The organism is Emticicia sp. 21SJ11W-3 (assembly GCF_024138715.1).
GTDB lineage: Bacteria > Bacteroidota > Bacteroidia > Cytophagales > Spirosomataceae > Emticicia > Emticicia fluvialis.
On the sequence record NZ_CP092074.1, the window covers coordinates 678,073 to 699,614 of the forward strand.

General features: G+C 42.6%; 17 protein-coding genes. 12 read left to right on the plus strand and 5 right to left on the minus strand.

Going from position 1 to position 21,542, the window contains the following annotated elements; all coding sequences use genetic code 11:
* Positions 1 to 243 precede the first annotated feature (243 nt).
* The 4 genes from MB380_RS02770 (at position 244) to MB380_RS02785 (ending at position 6,899) form a co-directional block, all read left to right on the plus strand.
* Positions 244 to 3,453, plus strand: coding sequence for a SusC/RagA family TonB-linked outer membrane protein (locus MB380_RS02770; RefSeq protein WP_409014658.1), 3,210 nt, complete (start codon positions 244 to 246; stop codon positions 3,451 to 3,453).
* Positions 3,454 to 3,523: 70 nt separating this feature from the next.
* Positions 3,524 to 5,116: a SusD/RagB family nutrient-binding outer membrane lipoprotein gene (locus MB380_RS02775; RefSeq protein ID WP_253533073.1), complete on the plus strand. Its 1,593-nt coding sequence runs from the start codon at positions 3,524 to 3,526 to the stop codon at positions 5,114 to 5,116.
* Positions 5,117 to 5,193: 77 nt separating this feature from the next.
* A complete protein-coding gene (locus MB380_RS02780) occupies positions 5,194 to 5,766 on the plus strand; it encodes a phosphonate degradation HD-domain oxygenase (protein WP_253533075.1) in 573 nt (190 codons plus the stop codon).
* A gap of 65 nt (positions 5,767 to 5,831) precedes the next feature.
* The gene (locus tag MB380_RS02785) at positions 5,832 to 6,899 is read left to right on the plus strand and encodes an alkaline phosphatase family protein (RefSeq protein ID WP_253533077.1); all 1,068 of its coding nucleotides are present in this window, start codon (positions 5,832 to 5,834) and stop codon (positions 6,897 to 6,899) included.
* A gap of 99 nt (positions 6,900 to 6,998) precedes the next feature.
* On the opposite strand, the gene MB380_RS02790 is transcribed toward MB380_RS02785, so the two are convergent.
* From MB380_RS02790 to MB380_RS02800, 3 genes are all read right to left on the minus strand, one after another.
* The gene (locus MB380_RS02790) at positions 6,999 to 8,183 is read right to left on the minus strand and encodes a glycosyltransferase family protein (RefSeq protein WP_253533079.1); all 1,185 of its coding nucleotides are present in this window, start codon (positions 8,181 to 8,183) and stop codon (positions 6,999 to 7,001) included.
* Entirely contained in the window at positions 8,180 to 9,013 is an 834-nt protein-coding gene (locus tag MB380_RS02795; RefSeq protein WP_101727213.1) for a UDP-2,3-diacylglucosamine diphosphatase, read from the minus strand. Before MB380_RS02795 ends, MB380_RS02790 begins: the two co-directional genes overlap by 4 nt.
* A 159-nt stretch (positions 9,014 to 9,172) precedes the next feature.
* Complete coding sequence (locus MB380_RS02800) at positions 9,173 to 9,361, minus strand: hypothetical protein (protein ID WP_253533081.1); 189 nt, start codon at positions 9,359 to 9,361, stop codon at positions 9,173 to 9,175.
* A 215-nt stretch (positions 9,362 to 9,576) separates the two neighbouring features.
* On the opposite strand from MB380_RS02800, the gene MB380_RS02805 reads away from it, so the two are divergent.
* The 4 genes from MB380_RS02805 (at position 9,577) to MB380_RS02820 (ending at position 12,802) form a co-directional block, all read left to right on the plus strand.
* Positions 9,577 to 9,975, plus strand: coding sequence for a hypothetical protein (locus tag MB380_RS02805; RefSeq protein WP_253533083.1), 399 nt, complete (start codon positions 9,577 to 9,579; stop codon positions 9,973 to 9,975).
* Positions 9,976 to 10,140: 165 nt separating this feature from the next.
* Positions 10,141 to 10,836, plus strand: a complete 696-nt coding sequence (locus MB380_RS02810) for a response regulator transcription factor (RefSeq protein WP_253533085.1) — start codon at positions 10,141 to 10,143, stop codon at positions 10,834 to 10,836.
* The gene (locus MB380_RS02815; RefSeq protein ID WP_253533087.1) at positions 10,833 to 12,209 is read left to right on the plus strand and encodes a HAMP domain-containing sensor histidine kinase; all 1,377 of its coding nucleotides are present in this window, start codon (positions 10,833 to 10,835) and stop codon (positions 12,207 to 12,209) included. The genes MB380_RS02810 and MB380_RS02815 overlap by 4 nt, the downstream gene beginning before the upstream one ends.
* 110 nt (positions 12,210 to 12,319) lie before the next feature.
* Entirely contained in the window at positions 12,320 to 12,802 is a 483-nt protein-coding gene (locus MB380_RS02820; protein ID WP_101727218.1) for a universal stress protein, read from the plus strand.
* Positions 12,803 to 12,881: 79 nt separating this feature from the next.
* Here the strand turns inward: MB380_RS02820 and MB380_RS02825 are convergent, their stop codons facing one another.
* On the minus strand, positions 12,882 to 13,793 hold the full coding sequence (locus MB380_RS02825) for an AraC family transcriptional regulator (protein WP_253533088.1): 912 nt from the start codon (positions 13,791 to 13,793) through the stop codon (positions 12,882 to 12,884).
* A 181-nt stretch (positions 13,794 to 13,974) separates the two neighbouring features.
* Between MB380_RS02825 and MB380_RS02830 the strand changes: the two genes are divergently transcribed.
* Positions 13,975 to 15,498 (plus strand): aldehyde dehydrogenase family protein, encoded by a 1,524-nt coding sequence (locus tag MB380_RS02830; RefSeq protein WP_253533090.1) that lies wholly within the window; start codon positions 13,975 to 13,977, stop codon positions 15,496 to 15,498.
* A gap of 55 nt (positions 15,499 to 15,553) precedes the next feature.
* Positions 15,554 to 15,904: a DUF779 domain-containing protein gene (locus MB380_RS02835; RefSeq protein ID WP_253533092.1), complete on the plus strand. Its 351-nt coding sequence runs from the start codon at positions 15,554 to 15,556 to the stop codon at positions 15,902 to 15,904.
* Positions 15,905 to 15,919: 15 nt separating this feature from the next.
* Here MB380_RS02835 and MB380_RS02840 read toward each other — a convergent pair whose 3' ends face one another.
* The gene (locus MB380_RS02840; RefSeq protein ID WP_253533094.1) at positions 15,920 to 16,429 is read right to left on the minus strand and encodes a DinB family protein; all 510 of its coding nucleotides are present in this window, start codon (positions 16,427 to 16,429) and stop codon (positions 15,920 to 15,922) included.
* A 602-nt stretch (positions 16,430 to 17,031) separates the two neighbouring features.
* Here MB380_RS02840 and MB380_RS02845 point away from each other — a divergent pair.
* The gene (locus MB380_RS02845) at positions 17,032 to 18,825 is read left to right on the plus strand and encodes a hypothetical protein (RefSeq protein WP_253533096.1); all 1,794 of its coding nucleotides are present in this window, start codon (positions 17,032 to 17,034) and stop codon (positions 18,823 to 18,825) included.
* A gap of 48 nt (positions 18,826 to 18,873) precedes the next feature.
* On the plus strand, positions 18,874 to 21,540 hold the full coding sequence (locus MB380_RS02850) for a hypothetical protein (protein ID WP_253533098.1): 2,667 nt from the start codon (positions 18,874 to 18,876) through the stop codon (positions 21,538 to 21,540).
* Positions 21,541 to 21,542: the final 2 nt, after the last annotated feature.

Here is a 21,542-nt window from a genome sequence, read left to right on the forward strand (position 1 = left end):
TGGCCATTGTAATAATTGGTGCCGCAAAAAAAATCTTCTTGATAATTGTCATTTATTTCATAATTTTCTCCTAATTGTATTGCTGACTTTTTTTGCTTCCCTAACCGACTTAACAATAGCTTAATTCAGACATAATATTCACAGAATGTTACAGGCGTACTTTTGCAGCCTGAAAACCTGCTGACGAGTTATTATTTAAATCTAAACGATTAACATCTTTTTTAACGTCAAAAACAAAAGTATATGAAAAAACATCTCCTATTATGCATGGTGGTTCTTCTGAGCAGCCTGTTAATGAGTAGGGCAATTTATGCACAAACTATTGTAAGCGGGAAGGTATCCTCTGCCGTCGGCGAGGGACTCCCCGGAGTAAGCGTTATGTTAAAGGGTACTAAACAGGGTACCAATTCTGATGCAAACGGAAATTTCAGGATTACTGGTGTGGGTGCCAATTCAGTATTGGTTTTTTCGGCCATTGGTTACTTAACCGAAGAGCGCTCAGTAGGTAACCAGACTACTATTAATGTTACATTGAATGAAGACACCAAAGCCCTTAACGAAGTAGTGGTTACAGCGCTTGGTATCAAAAAAGACATTCGTCGCATTGGGGTGGCTATTCAGTCTATTGATGGTGCCGCCACTATTAAAGCACGCGAGCCAAACGCCATTAATGCACTAGCGGGTAAGGTTGCTGGTTTAACCATCGGTACTCAACCTGAGTTATTGCGCAAGCCAAATATCTCGCTTCGCGGTAATAGCGAAATCCTTTTTGTGGTTGACGGTGTACCTATCAACTCTGACACCTGGAACATCAGCCCTGATGATATTGAAACTTACTCGGTTCTGAAAGGAGCGTCTGCTTCGGCGCTTTATGGTTTCCGTGGTAAAAACGGTGCAATTCTCATTACCACCAAACGTGGTTCTAAAGATAAACGCGGGTATTCGGTTGAACTGAACTCTTCAACCATGATTGACAACGGTTTCTATGCCATTCCGAAAGTACAGGATTTGTATGGCCCGGGAGACCACGGCCGTTATGCATTTGTTGACGGTAAAGGTGGTGGATTAAACGACGGTGACTATGACGGTGGCTGGGGACCTAAATTTGAAGGCCAGCTGATACCGCAGTATGATAGCCCGGTTGACCCCAAAACAGGCATAAGACAGGGCACACCATGGGTTGCGCGTGGTAAAGACAACCTTGAGCGTTTCCTTCAGGCGGGTATTCTTTCAACTAATAACATAGCTGTTTCAGCTACTGGCGAGAAGTATAACCTGCGTTTCTCTGCTTCTCAGATTTCTCAAAGAGGCATTGTTCCTAACACCAAACTGAATATTAGCAACTTCAATGTAAGTGCTGATTACAAATTCTCAAACCGCCTTTCTTTTACTTCAAATCTGCAATATAACAAGCAGTACACGCCAAATATTCCGGATGTAAACTACGGCCCCAACTCAATTATATATAACATGACCCTTTGGGCGGGTGCCGACTGGAATGTTGACGACATGCGCAACTACTGGCAACCGGGTAAAGAAGGTATCCAGCAGATTTACGCAGAATACCAACGTTACAATAACCCGTATTTTATGAGTTATGAGTGGTTAAGAGGCCATTACAAAACCGATATCATAGGCCAGGCTGCATTAACCTATAAATTTACAGACTACCTTGAGGCGACGTTCCGTTCGCAGGTTACCACCTGGAATCTGTTCCGCAACGAAAAAATGCCGTACTCTGCCGGAGCTTATGGCCGTGACGAACGCCGTGGAGACTACCGCGAAGACCGTCGTAACCTGTTTGAAAACAATACCGACGTACTTATTAAATTTGATAAAGACCTGTTTAGTGGCCTTAATGCCAAAGTATGGGCGGGTGGTAATATCCGTACTTTTGAGTATGATTCTCAGTATGGGTCTACAGACTACCTGAACGTACCAGGCTTGTATAACTTCAGCAACTCGGCCAATCCGGTTCGCACAGCCAACTTTGCTTCTGCCATGCGTGTAAATTCGGCTTATTATTCGGCTGACTTCACGTATAAGAATTTCCTGACTATCGGAACAACCGGCCGTGTTGATAAACTCTCAACACAACCAGCCGGTAACAATACATTCTTTTATCCTTCTGTTTCTGCCTCAACTGTTCTTTCAGACTACCTGAGTGTACCATCAGCTATTTCATTCCTGAAACTGCGTGCTTCATACGCCAACGTAAAAGATGGTTTAACACGTAGCACCATTGGTACAACCCCAAGTTTGGGCGACGGCAACCCGATAGGATATGGCGACCAGTATTACTCACCGTATGACGGCCCGGCTTATAGTAACTCGGCAGTTTATTCAACACCATTTGCCTATAACAACCAACCGGCTGCTTATTTTACAGGTACGCTGAACAACCCATCATTGAAACCAAGCTCTACTTCACAAACAGAACTTGGTCTTGATTTCAGAGTATTGCAGAACCGTATCGGTCTTGATGTAACCTACTTTATTTCTGACGAAGGCCCGAGAATCTTCTCATTGCCTATCTCTACTACTACCGGTTATTCGGCAGCTTTGGTGAATGGTATCAAAACGCAGAAAAGAGGATGGGAAATTGCTCTTACAGGCTCACCTCTTAAAAGTGCCGACGGCCTGAACTGGGACGTGCTTGTAAACTACTCAACTTATCAGGAAAAACTTACCGAAATATATCCGGGTGTTGAGAACCTGAACACCTTCTTTAAAGTAGGCGACCGTCTTGATAAATTCTATGGGTCGGCCTTTGTAAGAACTCCTACCGGGCAAATCATTAACGATGCTTCGGGTCGTCCAATTACAGCTCCGGTAGCGCAATTCCTGGGTTATATTAATCCTAAGTTTGTGTTTGGTATCAATAACAAATTCAGCTATAAAAACGTGAACGTGAGCTTCCAGTTCGACGGTCGTATCGGCGGTGTTATTTCAAACTACATCCAACGCCAGACCTACCGTGGTGGTCGTCATATTGGTATAACAGAGGGTGCAATGGGTATAGCTCGTGAGCAGGACTACCTGGGCGTAAAAGCGTATGTAGGCGAAGGCGTGGTGCTTGCCAATAAACCGGCTGTGCCAATTAAATATGATGCCGACGGTAAAGTAACCAATTACGAAGAACTGATATACAGAACCAATGACACCAAACAATTTGTGCAAGACTACGTGAGCCGTTACTATAATACCGACGAAGGTAACCTGATGAGCCGCTCTTTTGGTATGTTGCGTGAAGTGGTAATTGGTTATAATCTGCCTGAGAAATGGTTGGGGAAATCAATCAGAAATGCTTCGGTATCATTAGTAGGCAGAAACCTGCTTTACTTTGCCGAGAAAAAAGACATTGACCTTAACCAGTATATTACCAATGGCGGGTCTGGTCTTCAGACACCATCAACCAGAAGATACGGTATCAACCTGAACTTTACTTTCTAAGCATGGTATTAGCCGGCAGCTCATGTAGATGAGCCTTATTTCAATAACATCAAGATAAAAACATTTAACAATGAAGATACATCAGTTATTCGCAGGAGTTTTCGCAGTTTTGGCTGTTACGCTGAGCAGTTGCGAAAAATCGTTTGAAGACCTTGAAAAAGACCCGAACCGCCCGGTTCATGTGCCTGCATCGCTTGTTTTACAGGGCGTTGAGGCTGATATGGCAGGTAATACCGGCCGCCCTTTCAGCGCCGAAATGCGCTGGAACCAGTTTTACTGTTCTAACTACAACTACTACGCCAACAACGAGTACACCTGGACAGCCACTCCGAATCACTACAATACCCTTAAAAACGTAGTGAAAATGGAAGAAGAGGCCAAACGTGCCGGACTTGCAGACGTAAACGGATACTCGGCGCTTGGTAAATTCTTCAGAGCTTTCTTTATTGAAGAAATGACCAAACGTGTGGGTGACCTTCCGGTTTCTGAAGCCTTGAAAGGTATTGATAATACCACCCCGAAATATGATACCCAAAAAGCGGTATATATTCAGATTCTTAACTGGCTTGACGAAGCCAATGCAAACCTGGCTACTCTGATTGCACAAGGACAAACCGTTCCTGGTGATTTTTACTTCGGCGGTGACCTGCGCAAATGGCAAAAAGCCGTGAACGCCTATAAACTGCGAGTGCTGGTTTCATTGAGCAAAAAAGAAACCGATGGCGACCTGAACATCAAGGCCCGCTTTGCAGAGATGATGGGCAACCCAAGCAAGTTTCCGTTGTTAGAGAGCTTATCAGATAACCTGGAGTTTAAATACAATCAGTTTAACAAGTATCCGTCAAACCCTGACAACTTTGGCTTTGATGCCACCCGTCAGAACATGGCAAAAACTTATGTTGGCTTGTTGTCTTCGTTGCGTGACCCACGCGTAATGGTAACCTGCGAACCGGCTGGCGCTGAACTGAAAGCAGGTAAATTGCCTTCAGACTACACTGCATTTGTAGGCGCAAGCTCGGCAGAAGACTTAACCGACATGAGCGACAAGGCCGGTAGAAACAATGGCGCTGGTTTTGCTCCGGGTTTGTATTCGTTCCAGAATCGTTACCGTTACTACCGTAATTATACGGCTGAAAACACTTTCATTGTAGGGTATCCTGAAATGTGCTTCAATATTGCAGAGGCGTATCATCGCAGCTGGGCCAGCGGAGACGGCGAAGCTTGGTATAAAAAAGGTATTCAGTCGTCGCTTGATTTCTATGGTATTAAAGATGGCGCCAACACCATGACCTACTCAAAGACAGGTGGCAGAGAAACCGCCGACCTTGCTAATTATACCATTAACTTTAGCTTTGATACTTATTACAGCCAGGCTGCTGTAAAATACGCTGGTAAAAATGCTACCGGCTTAGAGCAGATTATCAGCCAGAAATATGCCGCTTTCTTTATGAACTCTGGAATGGAAGCATATTTTAACTGGAGACGTACGGGTTTCCCTAAATTTGAAAGCGGTGTGGGTAACGGTAACTCCAACCGTATTGCGGTTCGTTGGCAGTATCCGATTTCTGAACGCACTACCAACGCCAAAAACTATAATGATGCTATCAACAGCCAGTATGCAGGCAAAGATGATATCAACGATATAGTCTGGATTTTGAAATAATATTGATTTGTGTAAATAAGGTTGAAAGTAGCAGAACATTGTTCTGCTACTTTTCTTTCAATAATAAGGTAAGTGATATGAAAGACATCAGCAGTATAATTGATGAAATCAGAAACATCTTCCTGTCGCAGGGAGATGAAGAATATTATGGCGAGGCCATCAGTCAGTATGAACATGCCGCACAGGCGGCTATTCTTGCACAGGTATCAGGCTTTGATGATGAAGTGCAGATAGCCGCTTTTCTGCACGATATCGGGCATTTGCTTCCGGCAACATCAGAAGAAGAACTAATGGCCGTTTATGGGCGTAAAGACCATGAAGGTGTAGCCGCCGACTGGCTGAGAGAACGTGGGTTCTCTGAAAAAATAGCCGTTCTGGTTGAAAACCACGTTAATGCCAAACGCTACTTATGCTATGCCAACCCGGCTTATTACAGTAACTTATCTGAGGCCAGCAGGCAAACACTTGAGTTTCAGGGTGGCAGAATGGAAAAAGAAGAGGCCGGGGCATTTGAGAAGAATCCTTATTTTGATGTAATCATACGCATGAGAAGATGGGACGAGGCCGCCAAGGTAGAAAACCTGCCGTTGCCAGACCTTGAGCATTTTCTGGCCATTTGTAAAAACTATTTAAGCGCTAAAGAAGTATAGGTTTTGTACAAGGTAAGAAACCTGCTTACCTTGTTTGCTATCTGTTATAAAAACATCTATCAACTATGAAAAAAATTCTCTTGTTGCTTTTACTGGCTGCAGAAACCTTTGCCCAGACCAAAACCGAAAACGTATTTATTATTACAACTGACGGATTCCGCTGGCAGGAAGTTTTTGGAGGTTTAGACTCTTCTCTTTTAAACAAGAAAGAATTTACCAGAAACCGCGACCGGCTAAAAACCACTTTTGGGTCTGATAACCTTGAAGAAAGAAGAAAAAAACTGCTGCCTTTTTTCTGGAACACCATTGCCAAAGAAGGCCAGCTATACGGTAACCGCTGGCAAAACAGTAAAGTAAACGTGCTGAACCCTTACTGGTTCTCGTACCCGGGCTATAACGAGATTCTGACCGGGTATGCAGACGACAAAGTCAATTCAAACAATAAAAAACTGAATGAAAATGTAACCGTGCTTGAGTTTCTGAACCAGCAAAAGGGTTTCAACGGCAAAGTGGCGGCTTATTCAACCTGGGATGTGTTCCCTTTTATTATTAATGAGCCACGTAGTGGTATTCCGGTAAATTCGGGTAAAGACCCTGTTGAGGGCGCTGTAAATGAGAAAGAGCAATTGCTGAACGAAATTCTGGCCAATTATGAAAGCCTTGCCAGCGACAGGCATGACTTTATTACTTATTTTATGGCCAAAGAGTATGTAAAGAAGCACAAGCCTAAAGTTTTTTTCTTGTCGTTTGATGAAACCGACGAGTTTGCACATGAAGCCAAATATGATGAGTATCTTTTTGCTGCCAACACCGTAGATAAATTCATTGCCGATTTATGGAAGTACTGCCAGAGCACGCCTCAGTATAAAGACAAAACCACTTTTATTATTACCACAGACCACGGCAGGGGCGACAAGAACAAAGCACAGTGGACCAGCCACGGCCAACGCGTGCCAGATTGCTACCAGATATGGTTTGCAGTGATAGGCCCCGATACCCCGGCCTTGGGAGAGATTAAAACCGAAAGCCAGTATTATCAGAATCAGATTGCTAAAACGGCAGCTAAATTCCTGGGCTTTAATTTCGAAAACGGAAAAGAAATAGGGAAAGAAATTAAGGAAGTAATGAAGTAATCTTATCTGCACTTTTTAAAAAAATAAAGACGAGCCGGGTAGACTCGTCTTTATTTTTTGGTATTTTATATAATGGATACAAGGAAGGTAACCCACGATTTAATTTCTTGTCGGTGGAGCAAACACTGCCAGAGCCCAACGTCTGATTAGCTGTGGCAGCACATCACGGCGGCGGGTGTTACGCCATTGCATGGCTGGCTGGTGGTTCAGGTTCTCTACCTCGCGCAGAAATTTGAAAGAGCCGCTGTTATACCAGTATTGAAAATCAAAGCGGATGTTCTGATGCGTGGGCAGGTAGTCAATAAAAGCCGATAAGTCGAAACTGGTGCCGGTAATGCCAGCACCTGCCCGGTGGGCATCAAGTGCATTACAGGCTTGTTCGTAATGTTTGGGAACCGGAATCATAAGCGTAGGTTTGCCTAAGTACATGGCCTCGCAAACTGATTCAAAACCGGCAGTAGTAACTAATCCGCGGCAATTCTGCATCATTGCCAGAAATTTCCTGCCATTAATTTTATGAAAATGTAGGTTGGGCGAATAGTGGAAAGTGTCTGTATAATTGGGGTTGTCCCAGAAACAGTGAATAGCTACATCAGGGTTTTTGTCGTGCCATTCCATTAATTGTTCTGCTAACGAAAATTGGGTTACGTATGCCAGCAGATAGTCTTGGGTTTCGGTGCTGAGACCTGTTATTTCTGAGCGCAGCAGAGGAGGGATAATTGCTATTTTCTGCGGCTCATGATTTGTGAACTCCGTAAACGAAAGCGCCAGTTTTTTGGTGGCTCCAAGTGCAGTAATACGGGTGTTGGTGTTTACGAGTAGCTTGTCAAGCCAGTGATTGGCGGGGTGTTTGAAATCAGGATGAAGCAGCAGATACTGGTGCGCAATACATACCATAGGTAGCTTCGGGCGGAACAAAAGTTGATGCAGCCCACCCAGCACATCATAAAAGTTGATGATTACATCAGGTGTAAGTGCATTTACCACCTTATTTATTTCTTTGAGACTTCTCAGAAAATCAGGCAGCTTAATAAAAGCATTGCTGATGGTTTTTGTAATATCAAGCGCCCTGGTTTTATTGTTATAAACCAGATAAGGGCTTGAGAAAGGAAATATTTGCTTCTTGAAATTATCGCTGAAGAATGACGGCACTTCTTTACCTGTGGCTGTGCCTACTAATGCGCCGACAACTGTATGACCGTTACTTTCAAGTATTTCTGTAAGCGATATCGCCTGGGTTAAATGCCCGCGGCCTTCTCCCTGCACTATTAACAGAAACTTCATAATGCAGCGGCTATTCGTGGTAAAACAAATCTTTCGTCTTTAGTTGTTTCAGGCTCTTCGGCGGGGTCTTCTTCGGGTTGGCAATCACTTACAGAGTAATATACCAGGCTCCAGTTGCCGTCAAAGTCTTCTACCAGGGCCGACATCGTTTCTACCCAGTCGCCCGAGTTAAGATACAATACGCCGCCAATATCTCTGATAGCCGGTTGATGGATATGCCCGCAAATGATACCGTCGCAATTTTTGGCTTTGGCAAGCTCGGCCAGTTTCTCTTCAAAGTCAGTTACATAATTCACTGCCAGTTTCACAGCCTGTTTCACCTGCTGCGAAAGCGAATAATAAGGCAGGCCTCTCCATTCGCGATATTTATTATAGTTTTTATTAAGCCATAGCAACAATGTGTAGCCCAGGTCGCCCAGATGCGCCAGCCATTTCATGTTAGTGGTTATGCTGTCAAAAACGTCGCCATGTGTTACGTAGAATCTTTTATCGCCCGATTTCAGGATGTAATCGCGGCGTATCTGAAACTGACGGCCAACAACTAATGGAAGAATCTGGTCCAGGAAGTCGTCATGATTACCACGCAGATAAATAACTTTGGTATCATGTTTGTCCATTTTTTTTAGCACAACTCTAAAAAAAGCAGTGTGTTTTTTCTTCCAGTTGCCATATTTCTTCAACTGCCAGCCATCAATAATGTCGCCGTTCAGAATGAGGCGTTCACAGCGGTATTGTTTCAGAAACTCGGTTACCTCTTTAGCTTTACAACCACTTGTTCCTAAGTGGAGGTCAGAAAGCACAATTGTACGAAAATGTTTGCCCTTGTTCATATTAGCAAATTTCTGAAATGATTATAAAGTATTGATTAAGAGGATATTACCAAAATGTAAAGAAAAAAATAAAGCAGAAGAAAAATTCCTCTGCTAATCTTCAATCAATTAACCTAAACAAACTATATTACCATATGTACAAATATCTTTCTTAAGCTATTAAGCGGCCCATTTCATTTCCTGAATTGAGTAATCATCTTCATACTCATCAAACTCATTACCTTCAAAAGCCTCTTCAAAGAACTCATCATCAGAGTCGTCATAAATGCGCTCTTCATTAAACCCACTGGTAATTTTGCTGCTATATTTCCAATGGTTCTGATTTAACTGATAGGGTATTTTCTTCATTTTTCTTTCATTTTGATACCACAAAGGTCATACAAAGATTTAAACTGAATATTGCCCTAATATTAAGAAACTGCTAACAACCCGGCCTGCCGGGTATTCCAAACGAGTTCAGTTTGGGCTGTAATCTTAAAAAATTCATTTTTTCTTAATAATACGGTAAACTCCATTTAATGTAAAAGAGTGAATTTTGTTGCGTTAAGTACCCAATTACAATTATGGTTATCACTCGTCAGAATTACTTACAGAATTTTCTATCAGTGCTGGGCCTGATGCTTATTGTGCTTTACTATACCTTTAACGGTATACCAGAAGAAGGTTTTAAGGCCGAGAGTTACTCGTCAGCAAAGGTGGCAGAGTATGAAAACAGCGTAGAGCTTGAAAAAAGCGTCAGCCATCTGAGAGCAGCCATATTGATGGATGCCGATGTGGTGCAGGTAAACGGCCTGTTATATCAGCTAGAACTGGCCCTTGCCAACTTAACTACAGAGCAGGAGGCAAGCGCGCAGGCAAAATCTATCTATAACCTGCTGGCTGTTAACAATAAAAAGGGGGCTATCAGGAAAATAAACAGCCTCAGAACGATACTCGTTCAGAAAATCAAGACACTCCGTTAAATATATCTACCGTACTCCGGGGCGGACTTTATTCTGAAAGCCCGGTTTTTTTAATGCCTTCCTTTCAGGTTTGCAGATATTAGCAAAATTCAATAATTTGTTATCTTTGCTTGATATCTACCTGCACAGTGCCGGCTGGCGGTTTTCTGTGCCTTACAACTATTTATGAAAAAAATACTTCTGATTGAAGATGAAATCAGTGTGGTCAGCTTTATCAAAAGTGGGTTGTCTGAAGACAACTATGAGGTATCGGTAGCTTTAGACGGCACATCTGGCACTACTATGGCGCTCAATGGTACTTTTGACCTGATTATCCTTGATATTATGCTGCCAGATAAAAACGGACTTGAAATTTGTAAGGAACTGCGCGCCGGTGGTTTGCTGATGCCCATACTTTTTCTGACCGCACTGGGTACTTCTGAAAACATTGCACTCGGTCTTAATACAGGCGCTGACGATTATCTGGTAAAACCCTTTAAGTTTATTGAGTTGAGCGCCAGAATAAAGGCCTTACTACGCCGGACGGCTCTTAAAAATGAGGCCTTAAACGAGCCCGTGCAGAATATTTATGTAATGGCCGACCTGAAAATTAATGACGACGCCAAAACCGTAGAAAGAGGGGGCAATACCATTTCATTAACGGCTACTGAATACAGGCTGCTGCTTACGCTGGTGAAAAACCGCGGCAAGGTTTTGTCGAGATTAGATTTACTTGAAAGTGCCTGGGATATTAACTTCGACCTGGGTACAAACGTGGTTGATGTCTACATCAATTATCTGCGCAAAAAACTTGACTCAGACTATAAACAAAAGCTGATTCATACTGTCATTGGTATGGGTTATGTGTTGAAAGAAGCATGAAAACACAAACCAAAATAGCGTTTTCGCTGGTATTGTTCAACAGCTTTATTTTGCTGTCGTTCAGTATTGGCATTTACTTTTTTCTGAACGAGTATTCTTATATAGATTTTTATAAACGTTTAGAAACCCGCGCAAGCATAGGTGCCAAGTATAACCTGAAAATTGATTCGGCCAATGCTGAAACCTTCAAGAAAATACGCGACCAACACCTGGAAAAACTGGAAGCAGAAAGAGAGTATATCTTAAAAGTGAGTGCAAAAACCGACTTTGAACAACTGTCAGAAGCACATCAGGTACCAGTCTCTTTGTTAAAAAATATTATGAAAGAGGGCCGGGCGCGGTATCAGGAAGGGAACGTTTTTTACAGCGGCATAAAATTTAAGCATGAAAACGCAACTTATATTGTTATTGTATCGGCCAACAACAGGTTTGTGTCGCATCATCTTAAATTCTTAAGAAACATTCTGCTCTGGGGTATATTGTTTACGGTGGTGGTAACGGTTTATCTTTCAGTTTATTTTTCCAAGCACTTCTTTGACCCCATCAAGGAAATGATAGACAAGGTAAAACAAATTAGCACTGAAAACATACACTTGCGGCTGAAAGAGCCGGAGAATAATAATGAGATAAGCGAACTGGCCAGTACTTTCAATGACCTGCTGAACAGGATTGAAACAGCTTTTGAAACCCAGAAGAATTTTATCAGCAATGCTTCGCACGAACTGGCTACCCCACTTACCGCAATTATTGGTGAAGCCGACGTAGCGCTTATCAAAGAACGCAAACCTGAAGAATACCAGAAAGTATTGCAGAATGTGCTGCAACAAGCCGAGCGCCTGAACGAGATTACAAGGTCTTTGCTGTTTCTGGCGCAGACGGGTTACAAAGGGAAAAACGTAGCATTTGAAATTGTGCGGCTCGATGAAGTAGTGTGGGAAGTAAAGGCCCTCATAGACCGGCTGAACCCTGAAAATAAAATAATGCTCGACCTGAGCCTGCTGCCCGAAGACCACAAAAAACTGAAAGTGAGCGGCAACAAGCAGTTGCTGCATCTGGCTTTGGCCAACCTGCTGAACAATGCCTGTAAATACTCACATAATAAGCCTGTTTCTGTACATATCGGCAGCAGCCAGGAGCAGGTGATGCTTTTTATTAAAGATCAGGGAATTGGCATACCGGAGTCTGACCTCCCCTTTATATATGACCCTTTCTTCCGGGCATCAAACACTCATCTTTTTGAGGGCTTTGGTATTGGCCTGCCATTGGCACGTAATATTATTAAATTACATAACGGCACTTTGGTGCTTACCTCAAAAGCAGGCAGCGGTACCAGCGTTCAAATCAGTTTTCCGTTAGCAAGGCTGGTTAAATAATTTTCTAATCCGGCTCTAATGTCTCTAATAACATTCTAATGTGGTTCTTAAGCGGCACTAATGCTGTTTGCTGATTTTTGTACCTCAATCATCCATTAAATGAAGGAGGTATGCAGAAAACTATTTTAATTCCGATTGACTTTCGCGTGGCATCGCTGAACACATTAAAATATGCACTGGAGAACAGCTCGGGCGGGCCACATCGTGTCATACTTATTTATGCCGAATATCTTCAGGACTCCATCACCGAACTTTTGTTTTACAGACCACAAACCAAGCTGGCCAGTAAAATTACACCTGAGTTTAAGGCAGCACTTGAGGTTTTAAAAAACCGTTTTGAGTTTCAGATTGTCAATCTTGAAATGAAGCTTTTTCATAACCGCAGCCGCAGAGGCCTACGCCGGTTTATTGAAAACCATGAGGTTGATGAGGTATTTATCCCGAAGTCTTATAAGTTGCAAATGCCCAAAAAGGCCTTTGACCTGGTAAGCATTATCAGACAGGGAAACTTTGAATATACCGAGATTGACTGGCCTTTAGGCGCCACTATTGCTTCGGAGCGCGACCACCTGGAGTACCTTTTTAATTACTGACTTTAAGGCGATGAAGAACTGATAATTGATTACATACAGCTTTTACCTGAGCCGGCGAAGCAGTTCGTCGGCTAATTAATTAACCGATGGTCGCCGCCTGATGCTTGTATTCGCTTGGAGAAACCTTGTATTTTTTCTTAAATATGCGATTGAAATAAGACAAACTATTGAAGCCGCTTTCAAAATAGACATCTTTGATACGGAACTCGGGGTTTTTAAGCAGGCTCGATGCCAGCTTGATTCGTTCTTCTATAATAAACTCAATGGGCGATATACCCATTTCTTCTTTAAAAACCCTGTAAAAATTAGATTCGCTCATGCAGGCAAGTTTGCAAAGTTGCTCTACCTGAATCTGCTCTCGTATATTTTCTTTAATATAGTTTACCACATGGGCAATGCGGTTGTCTGACGCCAGCCTTGCCGCATTCTTTGAATACAACACCCTGGTTTCTGTCTGAACTATCCTGATTATTAACTCCTGAATCATCAGGTCGGCAAATATATCTTTAGAGGGGTGCTGTTCGGTAAATATAAATACCAGACGCTGCAATATCTGTTGAATAGCAATATCGTTTGTAAAATGAAAGTTGTTGCTGGTAAACTTCCATTCCTGATTATCTATTTTGGGGCGTATTTCATTCAGATTATTAATGACTTTGTCGAGCCTTTCCTGATCAAAAGCCATAGCCAGGCATTTGGTAGGATTCTTAAGGCTTGCTTCCGGAAAATCAATACACATGATTTCATCAGACGGCAGAATTACCGATTCGCCCGGCAGAAAGTCAAAATCCATGTGCTGGTTCAGATGCATGATTTTTTTGCCTGAAATCATACTGGCCAGCACCGGGTCAGAAAACTTCAGGTAAACGTTTTCAGCCATCTGGTGGGTCTCAAAAATACTGAGTTCGGTATGATTCAGCGTAAAAGTAGACCTGTTTTCAACCAGTGTTTCAATCCGTCTTGTTTTCAAAAATGACTCTGAAAGTTCCATAATTTAATAGGTTGTTGAAATGTCACTATTCAAATATATAATATAATTTATCTAAATGAAACCGGCTTTGTAAGAATTAGAGAATTGTTCATCTTTTTGGTAGAAAAGGCGAATTAAATATGAATTTGGCAAGATAATTTTGCACAAGAATTATATCTTACACTATTAAACGACCAAAACTATGGCTGAATTGCTCGAAAAGGAAAGAACCCTTATCGCTATTCCTGAATTTAAAAATCAGTACGAAAATTTTATTGGCGGTAAATGGATACCACCGGTGAGAGGGGAGTATTTTGACAATGTGTCTCCGGTTGACGGAAAAGTTTTTACATCGGTTGCCAGGTCAACAGAAGAAGATATTGAAAAAGCGTTGGATGCCGCCTGGGCAGCAGCGCCCTATTGGAATAACACTTCGGCTACTGTAAGAAGCAATATTCTTTTGAAGATAGCCGATGTAATGGAGAAAAACATTGAAACGCTGGCCAAAGCCGAAACCTGGGACAACGGAAAGCCAATAAGAGAAACGATGGCTGCTGACTTACCACTGGCAATAGACCATTTCAGATATTTTGCCGGGGTTATCAGAGCAGAAGAAGGCTCGGTCAGTGAGCTTGATGCAAACACGGTATCAATGAATATTCTGGAGCCACTGGGCGTAGTAGGCCAGATTATACCCTGGAATTTTCCATTACTAATGGCAGCATGGAAACTGGCTCCGGCATTGGCAGCAGGAAACTGCGTTGTGCTGAAACCGGCAGAGCAAACGCCGGTGGGTATTCTGGTACTGATGGAGATGATTCAGGATGTGCTGCCGGCGGGTGTTATTAATGTAGTAAACGGTTTTGGTATAGAGGCCGGCAAGCCGTTGGCATCAAGCCCAAGAATCAATAAAATTGCTTTTACAGGCGAAACCACCACCGGGCAGTTGATTATGCAATACGCATCAAAGAATATCATACCGGTAACGCTCGAGCTGGGCGGTAAATCGCCGAACATATTCTTTAAGAGCATTATGGATGCCGATGATGAGTTCTTTGATAAGTGCCTTGAAGGAGCCGTAATGTTTGCCTTGAATCAGGGCGAGGTGTGTACCTGCCCGTCGAGAATCCTGGTAGAAGAAAGCATCTATGATGCCTTTATAGAAAGAGTGGTAGCGCGTACAAAGGCCATTAAACAGGGGCACCCTTTAGACCCAACCACCATGATGGGCGCGCAGGCATCTAACGACCAGTATGAGAAAATCCTGAACTACATTGCCATTGGCAAAGAAGAAGGGGCAGAGGTGCTAACCGGTGGCGGGTCGGCCTACAATGAAGGCCTGGAAGGGGGCTACTACATTCAGCCCACAATCTTTAGAGGCAATAACAAAATGCGGGTATTTCAGGAAGAAATTTTTGGCCCGGTTGTTTGTGTAACCACCTTTAAAGACGAGGCGGAGGCACTGGCAATTGCTAATGATACATTGTATGGTTTAGGTGCGGGTGTCTGGACACGCGACACACATCAGGCTTATAAGGTAGCGCGAGCAATAAAAGCAGGCCGGGTTTGGGTTAACTGTTACCATGCGTATCCGGCTCATGCGCCTTTTGGGGGGTATAAAAAATCAGGTATAGGCCGCGAAACACATAAGATGATGCTGAGCCATTATCGCCAGGTAAAAAATATGCTTATTTCTTACGACAAAAACAAACTGGGTTTCTTTTAATACAAACGGGCAGGAGGGGGGCTAAACCCCTCCCGCTTGTTTTTAAGTCAAAACTATGGAACGCTTGCAAAGAGTAGCGATAAGCCCAGAGGCTGCCGAGCTGGTAGAAAAGCTTAAAGGAAACTACGGCAACCTGATTTTTCATCAAAGCGGTGGTTGCTGCGACGGCTCAGCCCCTATGTGTTTTCAAGGAGGTGAAATGTACATTGACGACAACGATGTGTTGCTGGGCTATGTGGCCGGATGCCCTTTTTATATGTCTCGCGACCAGTTTGAATACTGGAAGCACACCCACCTTACTTTAGATGTTGTGAAGGGTCGTGGAGCGAGTTTTTCGCTTGAAATTCCTCTTGGGGTCAGATTCGTAATCAAATCAAGGTTATTAACCCCTGACGAAAATCTGTAGTACCCCTGCGTTTAATTACCTGCCCAATACTTTAACTGTCACCAGTAATTGGCCAACGTGTCTGGTGGTGTGTTCAGCCGCATGTGTCAGCAAGCCTATCACGGTTGATGGCAGTTTGGCGCGGCCTACTTCTCTAGTTTCAGTAAGAATTTTTTCATCGGTTTGCTTCAATGCTGCCAGCGATTGCTCAATTTGAAGGTCAAATGCATTCAGCAGGTCTTTTAATTTGATGCGCTCATCTGCTTTCCCTTCTGTAGATAAGGCTTGTAATTGCGCAGCATTAAGCGCATTACCGCTGGCATAAGTAAAGAGCCTGTCCAGAACCCCCGTAAGATGCTGTAAATGAAACGCAGGCGCGGCCACACCCGCGGGCCTTTCCCACAAAAGATGTTCAGGAAAACCGGCCATCAGTTCCTGCACCTCTTCCTGCGCCTGTAGCAAAGCATGGGCAATGGGTTGTAAAAGCGCAGGCACATCAGGTAAGGCGCCTCTGAGCCATACTTCTGGTTTCGGTAAATTATTCATTAATCTATGTATTTCTGGTTCTAAGATACTGTCTTTGCTTATCAACAAAACACCGGCTCCTTTAATTTAACCGTTTGCTAAGTTTTATTTTAACAGATTTGCGCTTTATGAAAATTTATTTACTTTGCGATGGTTTAGAACAATAAAAAGGCCACACTAAGTTTTATTGCTCTGAATCTAATGCTGACTAATTAAAGTACCCCGAAGGTGTTTACGCATAAATTTTAAATGTTTTGCTGACTTTTTTGTGCTCAAAACCTTTTTGTCCTCAGGCGTTTGCTCAACTGTTTTCTTAAAAAAGATTCAAGCCATCTGCTTTTGAAGACCAGTAGTTTACTTTCTACGCCGAGTGCATAAATCAAATCAATTGCCTTTTTTGGCCCGGTAAAGTGGCATTCAGAAATGACGAATGTTGCTGCGCAGGCTGCTCTTTTCTTTTTGTCAATAACCTGCTGCTATCCTTGCCGTGATGGCCGTGTGTTAGTTGTGGCTTATTTTGTTTTTGAAACTCTTAAGTACATTATTCTTAGCATTGAGATAATTGAAAACAGCTTTTCAATCAGGCTTATTTACACCCCCCAAAAAAAATCACTTTATAAACTATGAAAAAAAACTTAGGATTATTCGATATGGCCCTGGCCTTATCAGTAGACAAGATTAACGCTCAGTTTGAGCAGTTAATGATGTTTAATGTTATTCCTACTCACTGGTGTTTTCTGACTGATAAAGAAGGAAAACAAATCATTAATGAAACCGATGCTTTCGGAACCAACATTAAACTCTGGAAAAGTGCTTTTGACTTAGAAACAGCAACAAAGATTCAGCAGCTTAAAGCAGATATCAAGTCAGAAAAGGCCAAAGAAAAACCTGACAAAGACAAATTGAGCAAGCTGAGAGACAAGCTGGAGGATATGGAAGAAGTAATAGACAAAAGAGCCGTTTATAAAGTGTATGACTGCGCTTTAGAGGCAAAAGTCAGGTCTTTTGAGATAGATATTATCGACAACGACAGCGCCAGGCTGTTTTTTATTGTTAATCTTGAAATGGGCACTATTTACTCTCGTGAGTACGATGATAAACTGAAGGCCGAGACCATTATTGAAAAAGACTTTAAAAATTTAAGCTATGCCTTTAGGGTTGCCATAGGTAACCGGGTTATAAAAGCCAAAGAAATGGCGATGGGTGTGGAAGACAGGCAGTTGCTGATAAAAGAAGGCATTACCGACGATGTATTTACCATTGAAGCCTTGTTTATGGATTTTCAGAATGCCAACATAAGCGATTATGACGAGCAAAGAAGCAACGAAATAAACAAAGGCGGTTCGGCTTGGCTGCAGTTAATTATGAATAATTATTTCAAGAGCCTGAAAACAGAAGAGAACCCCTACATACTAGGCTATAAACTTATACCTAAAAAGACACTTACAGACTCGCTCTTTAAGCCTACGGGTATTACCTATTCCACTACAAATAGCAGTATTGGTGGCTGCAAGTCTTTCAATTTTATGATGCAGATTGATAATCATGCTTTTCCGGCCGAGCTAACGAGGGGCAGCTTGCCGAAGAGTCTGATTGAAAACAGGGCAGATGCATCAAGGGAGACCGTTAATGGGGTGTTTGCCATTGATTACAAAACCTTTGTTAAAAAATACGTAGAAGACAACCTCTGGCCCGCTATGGTTGCCAATTTTAAAAGTAATCTGAGCCGTACTTTGGAAGGATATCATATTAACGACTGGGGCAACAGAAGAGGAGTGAAGTGTGTGGGTGGAGATACATGGTTTGATTTCAGGCTTGACCTGAGCAGTATTCAACAGGTATCGGCACAACGGCAGGAGGCCAGGGGTTTAGAGATTAATTTTGATGTGGTTATTGAAGGCAACAAGCATGTAGAAAAGGAAAACAAATTGATAGGCCTTATTAACCTTGGTTCAACTATTGGTGTTGATATGCCTTTTTCAACCAGCGGAGCTTATGCAATAGAAGGCAAGGTTGGCAAAAAGGGAAAAGTTTCGGTCATTCTTACTGCATCGGCCGACGGGAAAATTGACCTGAAATCAAAATATGAAGCCCCACAAATTGGCGCTGACGTTGAAAAACCCCAATACAAAGATGGTTGGGATAAAGCATTTGATATTTTCCTTGATTTCTTTAATCCCTTAGGTGTTCTGGGGGCGGTGATTATTGCTGCCTTAAAAGAAGGATCTCTTAAAATAAAATTATCTAACGCTATCTTCTCGAATATTGACATAAGCAATTTGTCAACATTCAATAGCCGTATTGTCCTGCCGGGCAGCAATACTTTTACTTATAAAACCATCAGGCTTCTTACCGGAAAAAAAGATGAAGATGATGCGGTTTTGTTTGATATTGCCTACGCTCCCAAAGCCCAATAACACCTATCTGTTAAACTCTGATTAATTACAATCTTAAGATTAAAAGCAATGGAACATAAAGAAAGTTTACCCCAAAAATCGGGCATAACGGTTAACTACCACTGCGAACTCATGCAGAATTATGTACCCGAAAGCATAATTGATTTCGGTAAAGGTTTACGTTGTGTTAAAGCAGACGAAGATGAAGCCTTTTTGTTTTTTACAGACAAACGCGGCCAGCTTCAGGTTTTGGTGCACTCAGATACAGCGGGCTCTGGCTGGCGAATGCATACCATTTCAGACTCAAATTATGAAGTAACGGCATTTGGTATATATGAAAATCAGACCAAGGGTCAGTTCAGGATCAGCTATGCCCGTCGTAAAGGAGGGTTATCTGAACTGTTGGTCTCTGATGCCATCACAATAGGTTCTATTAATAACGATTTATGGGAACCAACCTATAACTGGCAGCAAAAAACAATTGAGCGCAAAGAGCGCATCATTGACCACATTACGATGGACGAGCAAGGCCTTTTGTTCAGTGCCAATTATACCAGCACCGATGCCAACTTTTATTATTTTAAGTATGCAAATCAACCGGTTGCGTATTCATTGCCCGAAAACGCCACCAGAGTTAAACAGATAAGCCTAGGCAAGCTGGGTAACAGCTATGGCGTGTTTATTCTGTATTTTGTGCAGCAGAACCGCACACTGTTGTTCAGGGCTTTAGAAGCTGATAAATACGGAACGGCTGCCCAATACAGGTTTGATACCGGGGCAGAAATTGAATCTTTTGATTTGCTGCCGGACGACAACGGCAACAGCGTGCTGTATACATCTGGCAAAGGCATTTTCAGGTTCCAGAATCCGTATAGCGGAAAAGAAGAAATTGTTTCATCAGCCCATGAACTGAAGTTTTATAAGATAGACGTTTCAAGATTTAAAAAAGACGTTGCCATCTGGGTTATTGGTAAAAAGAGTAACAAATCGGGCTTGTATTATATCAATAACCGTACTTATGATGCGGCGTCGGCCAATTCAATAGTGGGTAAAGCCTGGACCCCCCCATTACAGATGCAGGGTGATATTGAAGAGTTTGAAAGCGTAAAAGGCCGCAACCTCATTAACCAGTTGTATTTGCTGGGGCAGTCAAAAGATAAAAAAGAAGATGGCCTGCTGCATTTCTGGCAGGATAAAGTAAGTACCCAATGGCATGAACAGTTTTTGCATATTGATAACATGAACTTCAGCCGCGAAATAGAGTCCTACACCATTGAACTAGGCTTTACAGCCGAAAAAATGCAACAAATGTTTGACAGGAAAGTAGCCATATCGTCTGACGAAAACATCGTTGTTTACATCAATAACCGCAGGTACTTTCTTATTGATGAAACACCCGTTACCCTGGACCTCGCCCAGAACCAGATGGTCAACATCATTTATCCGGTTAAATCCTTACAAGCAGGTAAAATAATTCTATCGGGTGATTTTCTGGATGATACCATTGAAATTGAGCCATCATCCGGAATTATGACTAAAATAAAAACGCAGCTTTCTACCACCGATGCTCTTAAAAAAGCCAGAACCCAAACCGGTAAACAGCTTATTACTGGCGTAAGCGAGAAAGAGTTGGCATCAATGGCCAAAGCCATAGCCCAAATGGGCGATGCCAACGAACAAATTGCCTCCGGTGCAGCAGTGGCTTTAAGTACTCAGGCTGTCTCAAATACCAAGGGTAGTTCAGGTAACTGGTTAAGCAATGCCATCGGAGACTTATATCATGCAGTAGAACGTGGTTTTGAAACCGTTACCAGATTTGTAGTAGAAGCCGCCGGGAAAATCTATAAAGTAATTATTGAAATAGCGGGTCAGGTTTTTGATTTTCTGGTAGATACTGCCAAAAAAGTGGTGGCGTTTGTAGAGAAAGTATTTAACAGCGTGAAGTCGTTCTTTAAAGACCTGTTTGAGTATCTGGCGTTTTTGTTTAACTGGAGCGATATTATTGCCACCAAGAACGCGCTTAAAGGATATACCCTCAATTTGTTTACGGGCTTTGAAGAAGGAATAGGCGCATTTGAAAAAGTAGTGGTTTCTTTTATTGAAAATATCCAGAAAGACATACAGTTTGATTTGGGTATTGAAAGCATAGATGACCCCCGAAAAAAGGACAGCGATTCGGCCACAGACAGCAGAACAAACTGGGTGGGTTCTAAGAAAAGCTATCTTGAGCAGGGTAAGTCAGAAAGCATTCAGTCAATGCCCGGCCAGATAAAAGATGCCTTCCTGAGTGCTTTTGATGAGATTCTGCCTACCCTGCTGAAATACAAAGACCTGCTGGTTAATTCACTGAGCGGTGTGGCTGATAAGTTCTACGCTTTCTTTATGGGCGAGTTACCCATTCTTGACCTTCTGAAATACATCGCCCTTTCGCTGGCCAATATTGGGCTTGAACTGGCTAAAGATTTAGTGAAACTGCTTTTCAAAACGCTTAAGGCTACGGTAATGGCGGTGAGAGCCACATTAAGCACGGCATTGAATATTCCGTTTTTTTCTGCCTTGTATCAAACCATTGCTGGTGCGGAGTTAAGCATCCTGGACCTGATTTGTCTGTTAATTGCCATACCAACCACTGCGGCCTATAAAATTGGGGTGGGCGAGGCTCCCTTCAAAAAGCTAAACTCAAGCGAATTTATTGAGTCTGGTAAAACAGCACTTAAGTTTGATTTCTCACTTTAAAA

Excerpts from the sequence above, each read along its gene's own strand:
- MB380_RS02850 (WP_253533098.1), top strand. The coding sequence starts at position 18,874 with ATGGAACATAAAGAAAGTTTACCCCAAAAATCGGGCATAACGGTTAAC.
- MB380_RS02805 (WP_253533083.1), top strand. The coding sequence starts at position 9,577 with ATGGTTATCACTCGTCAGAATTACTTACAGAATTTTCTATCAGTGCTG.
- MB380_RS02845 (WP_253533096.1), top strand. The coding sequence starts at position 17,032 with ATGAAAAAAAACTTAGGATTATTCGATATGGCCCTGGCCTTATCAGTA.
- MB380_RS02830 (WP_253533090.1), top strand. The coding sequence starts at position 13,975 with ATGGCTGAATTGCTCGAAAAGGAAAGAACCCTTATCGCTATTCCTGAA.
- MB380_RS02840 (WP_253533094.1), bottom strand. The coding sequence starts at position 16,429 with ATGAATAATTTACCGAAACCAGAAGTATGGCTCAGAGGCGCCTTACCT.
- MB380_RS02770 (WP_409014658.1), top strand. The coding sequence starts at position 244 with ATGAAAAAACATCTCCTATTATGCATGGTGGTTCTTCTGAGCAGCCTG.
- MB380_RS02775 (WP_253533073.1), top strand. The coding sequence starts at position 3,524 with ATGAAGATACATCAGTTATTCGCAGGAGTTTTCGCAGTTTTGGCTGTT.
- MB380_RS02790 (WP_253533079.1), bottom strand. The coding sequence starts at position 8,183 with ATGAAGTTTCTGTTAATAGTGCAGGGAGAAGGCCGCGGGCATTTAACC.
- MB380_RS02820 (WP_101727218.1), top strand. The coding sequence starts at position 12,320 with ATGCAGAAAACTATTTTAATTCCGATTGACTTTCGCGTGGCATCGCTG.
- MB380_RS02785 (WP_253533077.1), top strand. The coding sequence starts at position 5,832 with ATGAAAAAAATTCTCTTGTTGCTTTTACTGGCTGCAGAAACCTTTGCC.
- MB380_RS02835 (WP_253533092.1), top strand. The coding sequence starts at position 15,554 with ATGGAACGCTTGCAAAGAGTAGCGATAAGCCCAGAGGCTGCCGAGCTG.
- MB380_RS02780 (WP_253533075.1), top strand. The coding sequence starts at position 5,194 with ATGAAAGACATCAGCAGTATAATTGATGAAATCAGAAACATCTTCCTG.
- MB380_RS02825 (WP_253533088.1), bottom strand. The coding sequence starts at position 13,793 with ATGGAACTTTCAGAGTCATTTTTGAAAACAAGACGGATTGAAACACTG.
- MB380_RS02795 (WP_101727213.1), bottom strand. The coding sequence starts at position 9,013 with ATGAACAAGGGCAAACATTTTCGTACAATTGTGCTTTCTGACCTCCAC.
- MB380_RS02800 (WP_253533081.1), bottom strand. The coding sequence starts at position 9,361 with ATGAAGAAAATACCCTATCAGTTAAATCAGAACCATTGGAAATATAGC.
- MB380_RS02810 (WP_253533085.1), top strand. The coding sequence starts at position 10,141 with ATGAAAAAAATACTTCTGATTGAAGATGAAATCAGTGTGGTCAGCTTT.
- MB380_RS02815 (WP_253533087.1), top strand. The coding sequence starts at position 10,833 with ATGAAAACACAAACCAAAATAGCGTTTTCGCTGGTATTGTTCAACAGC.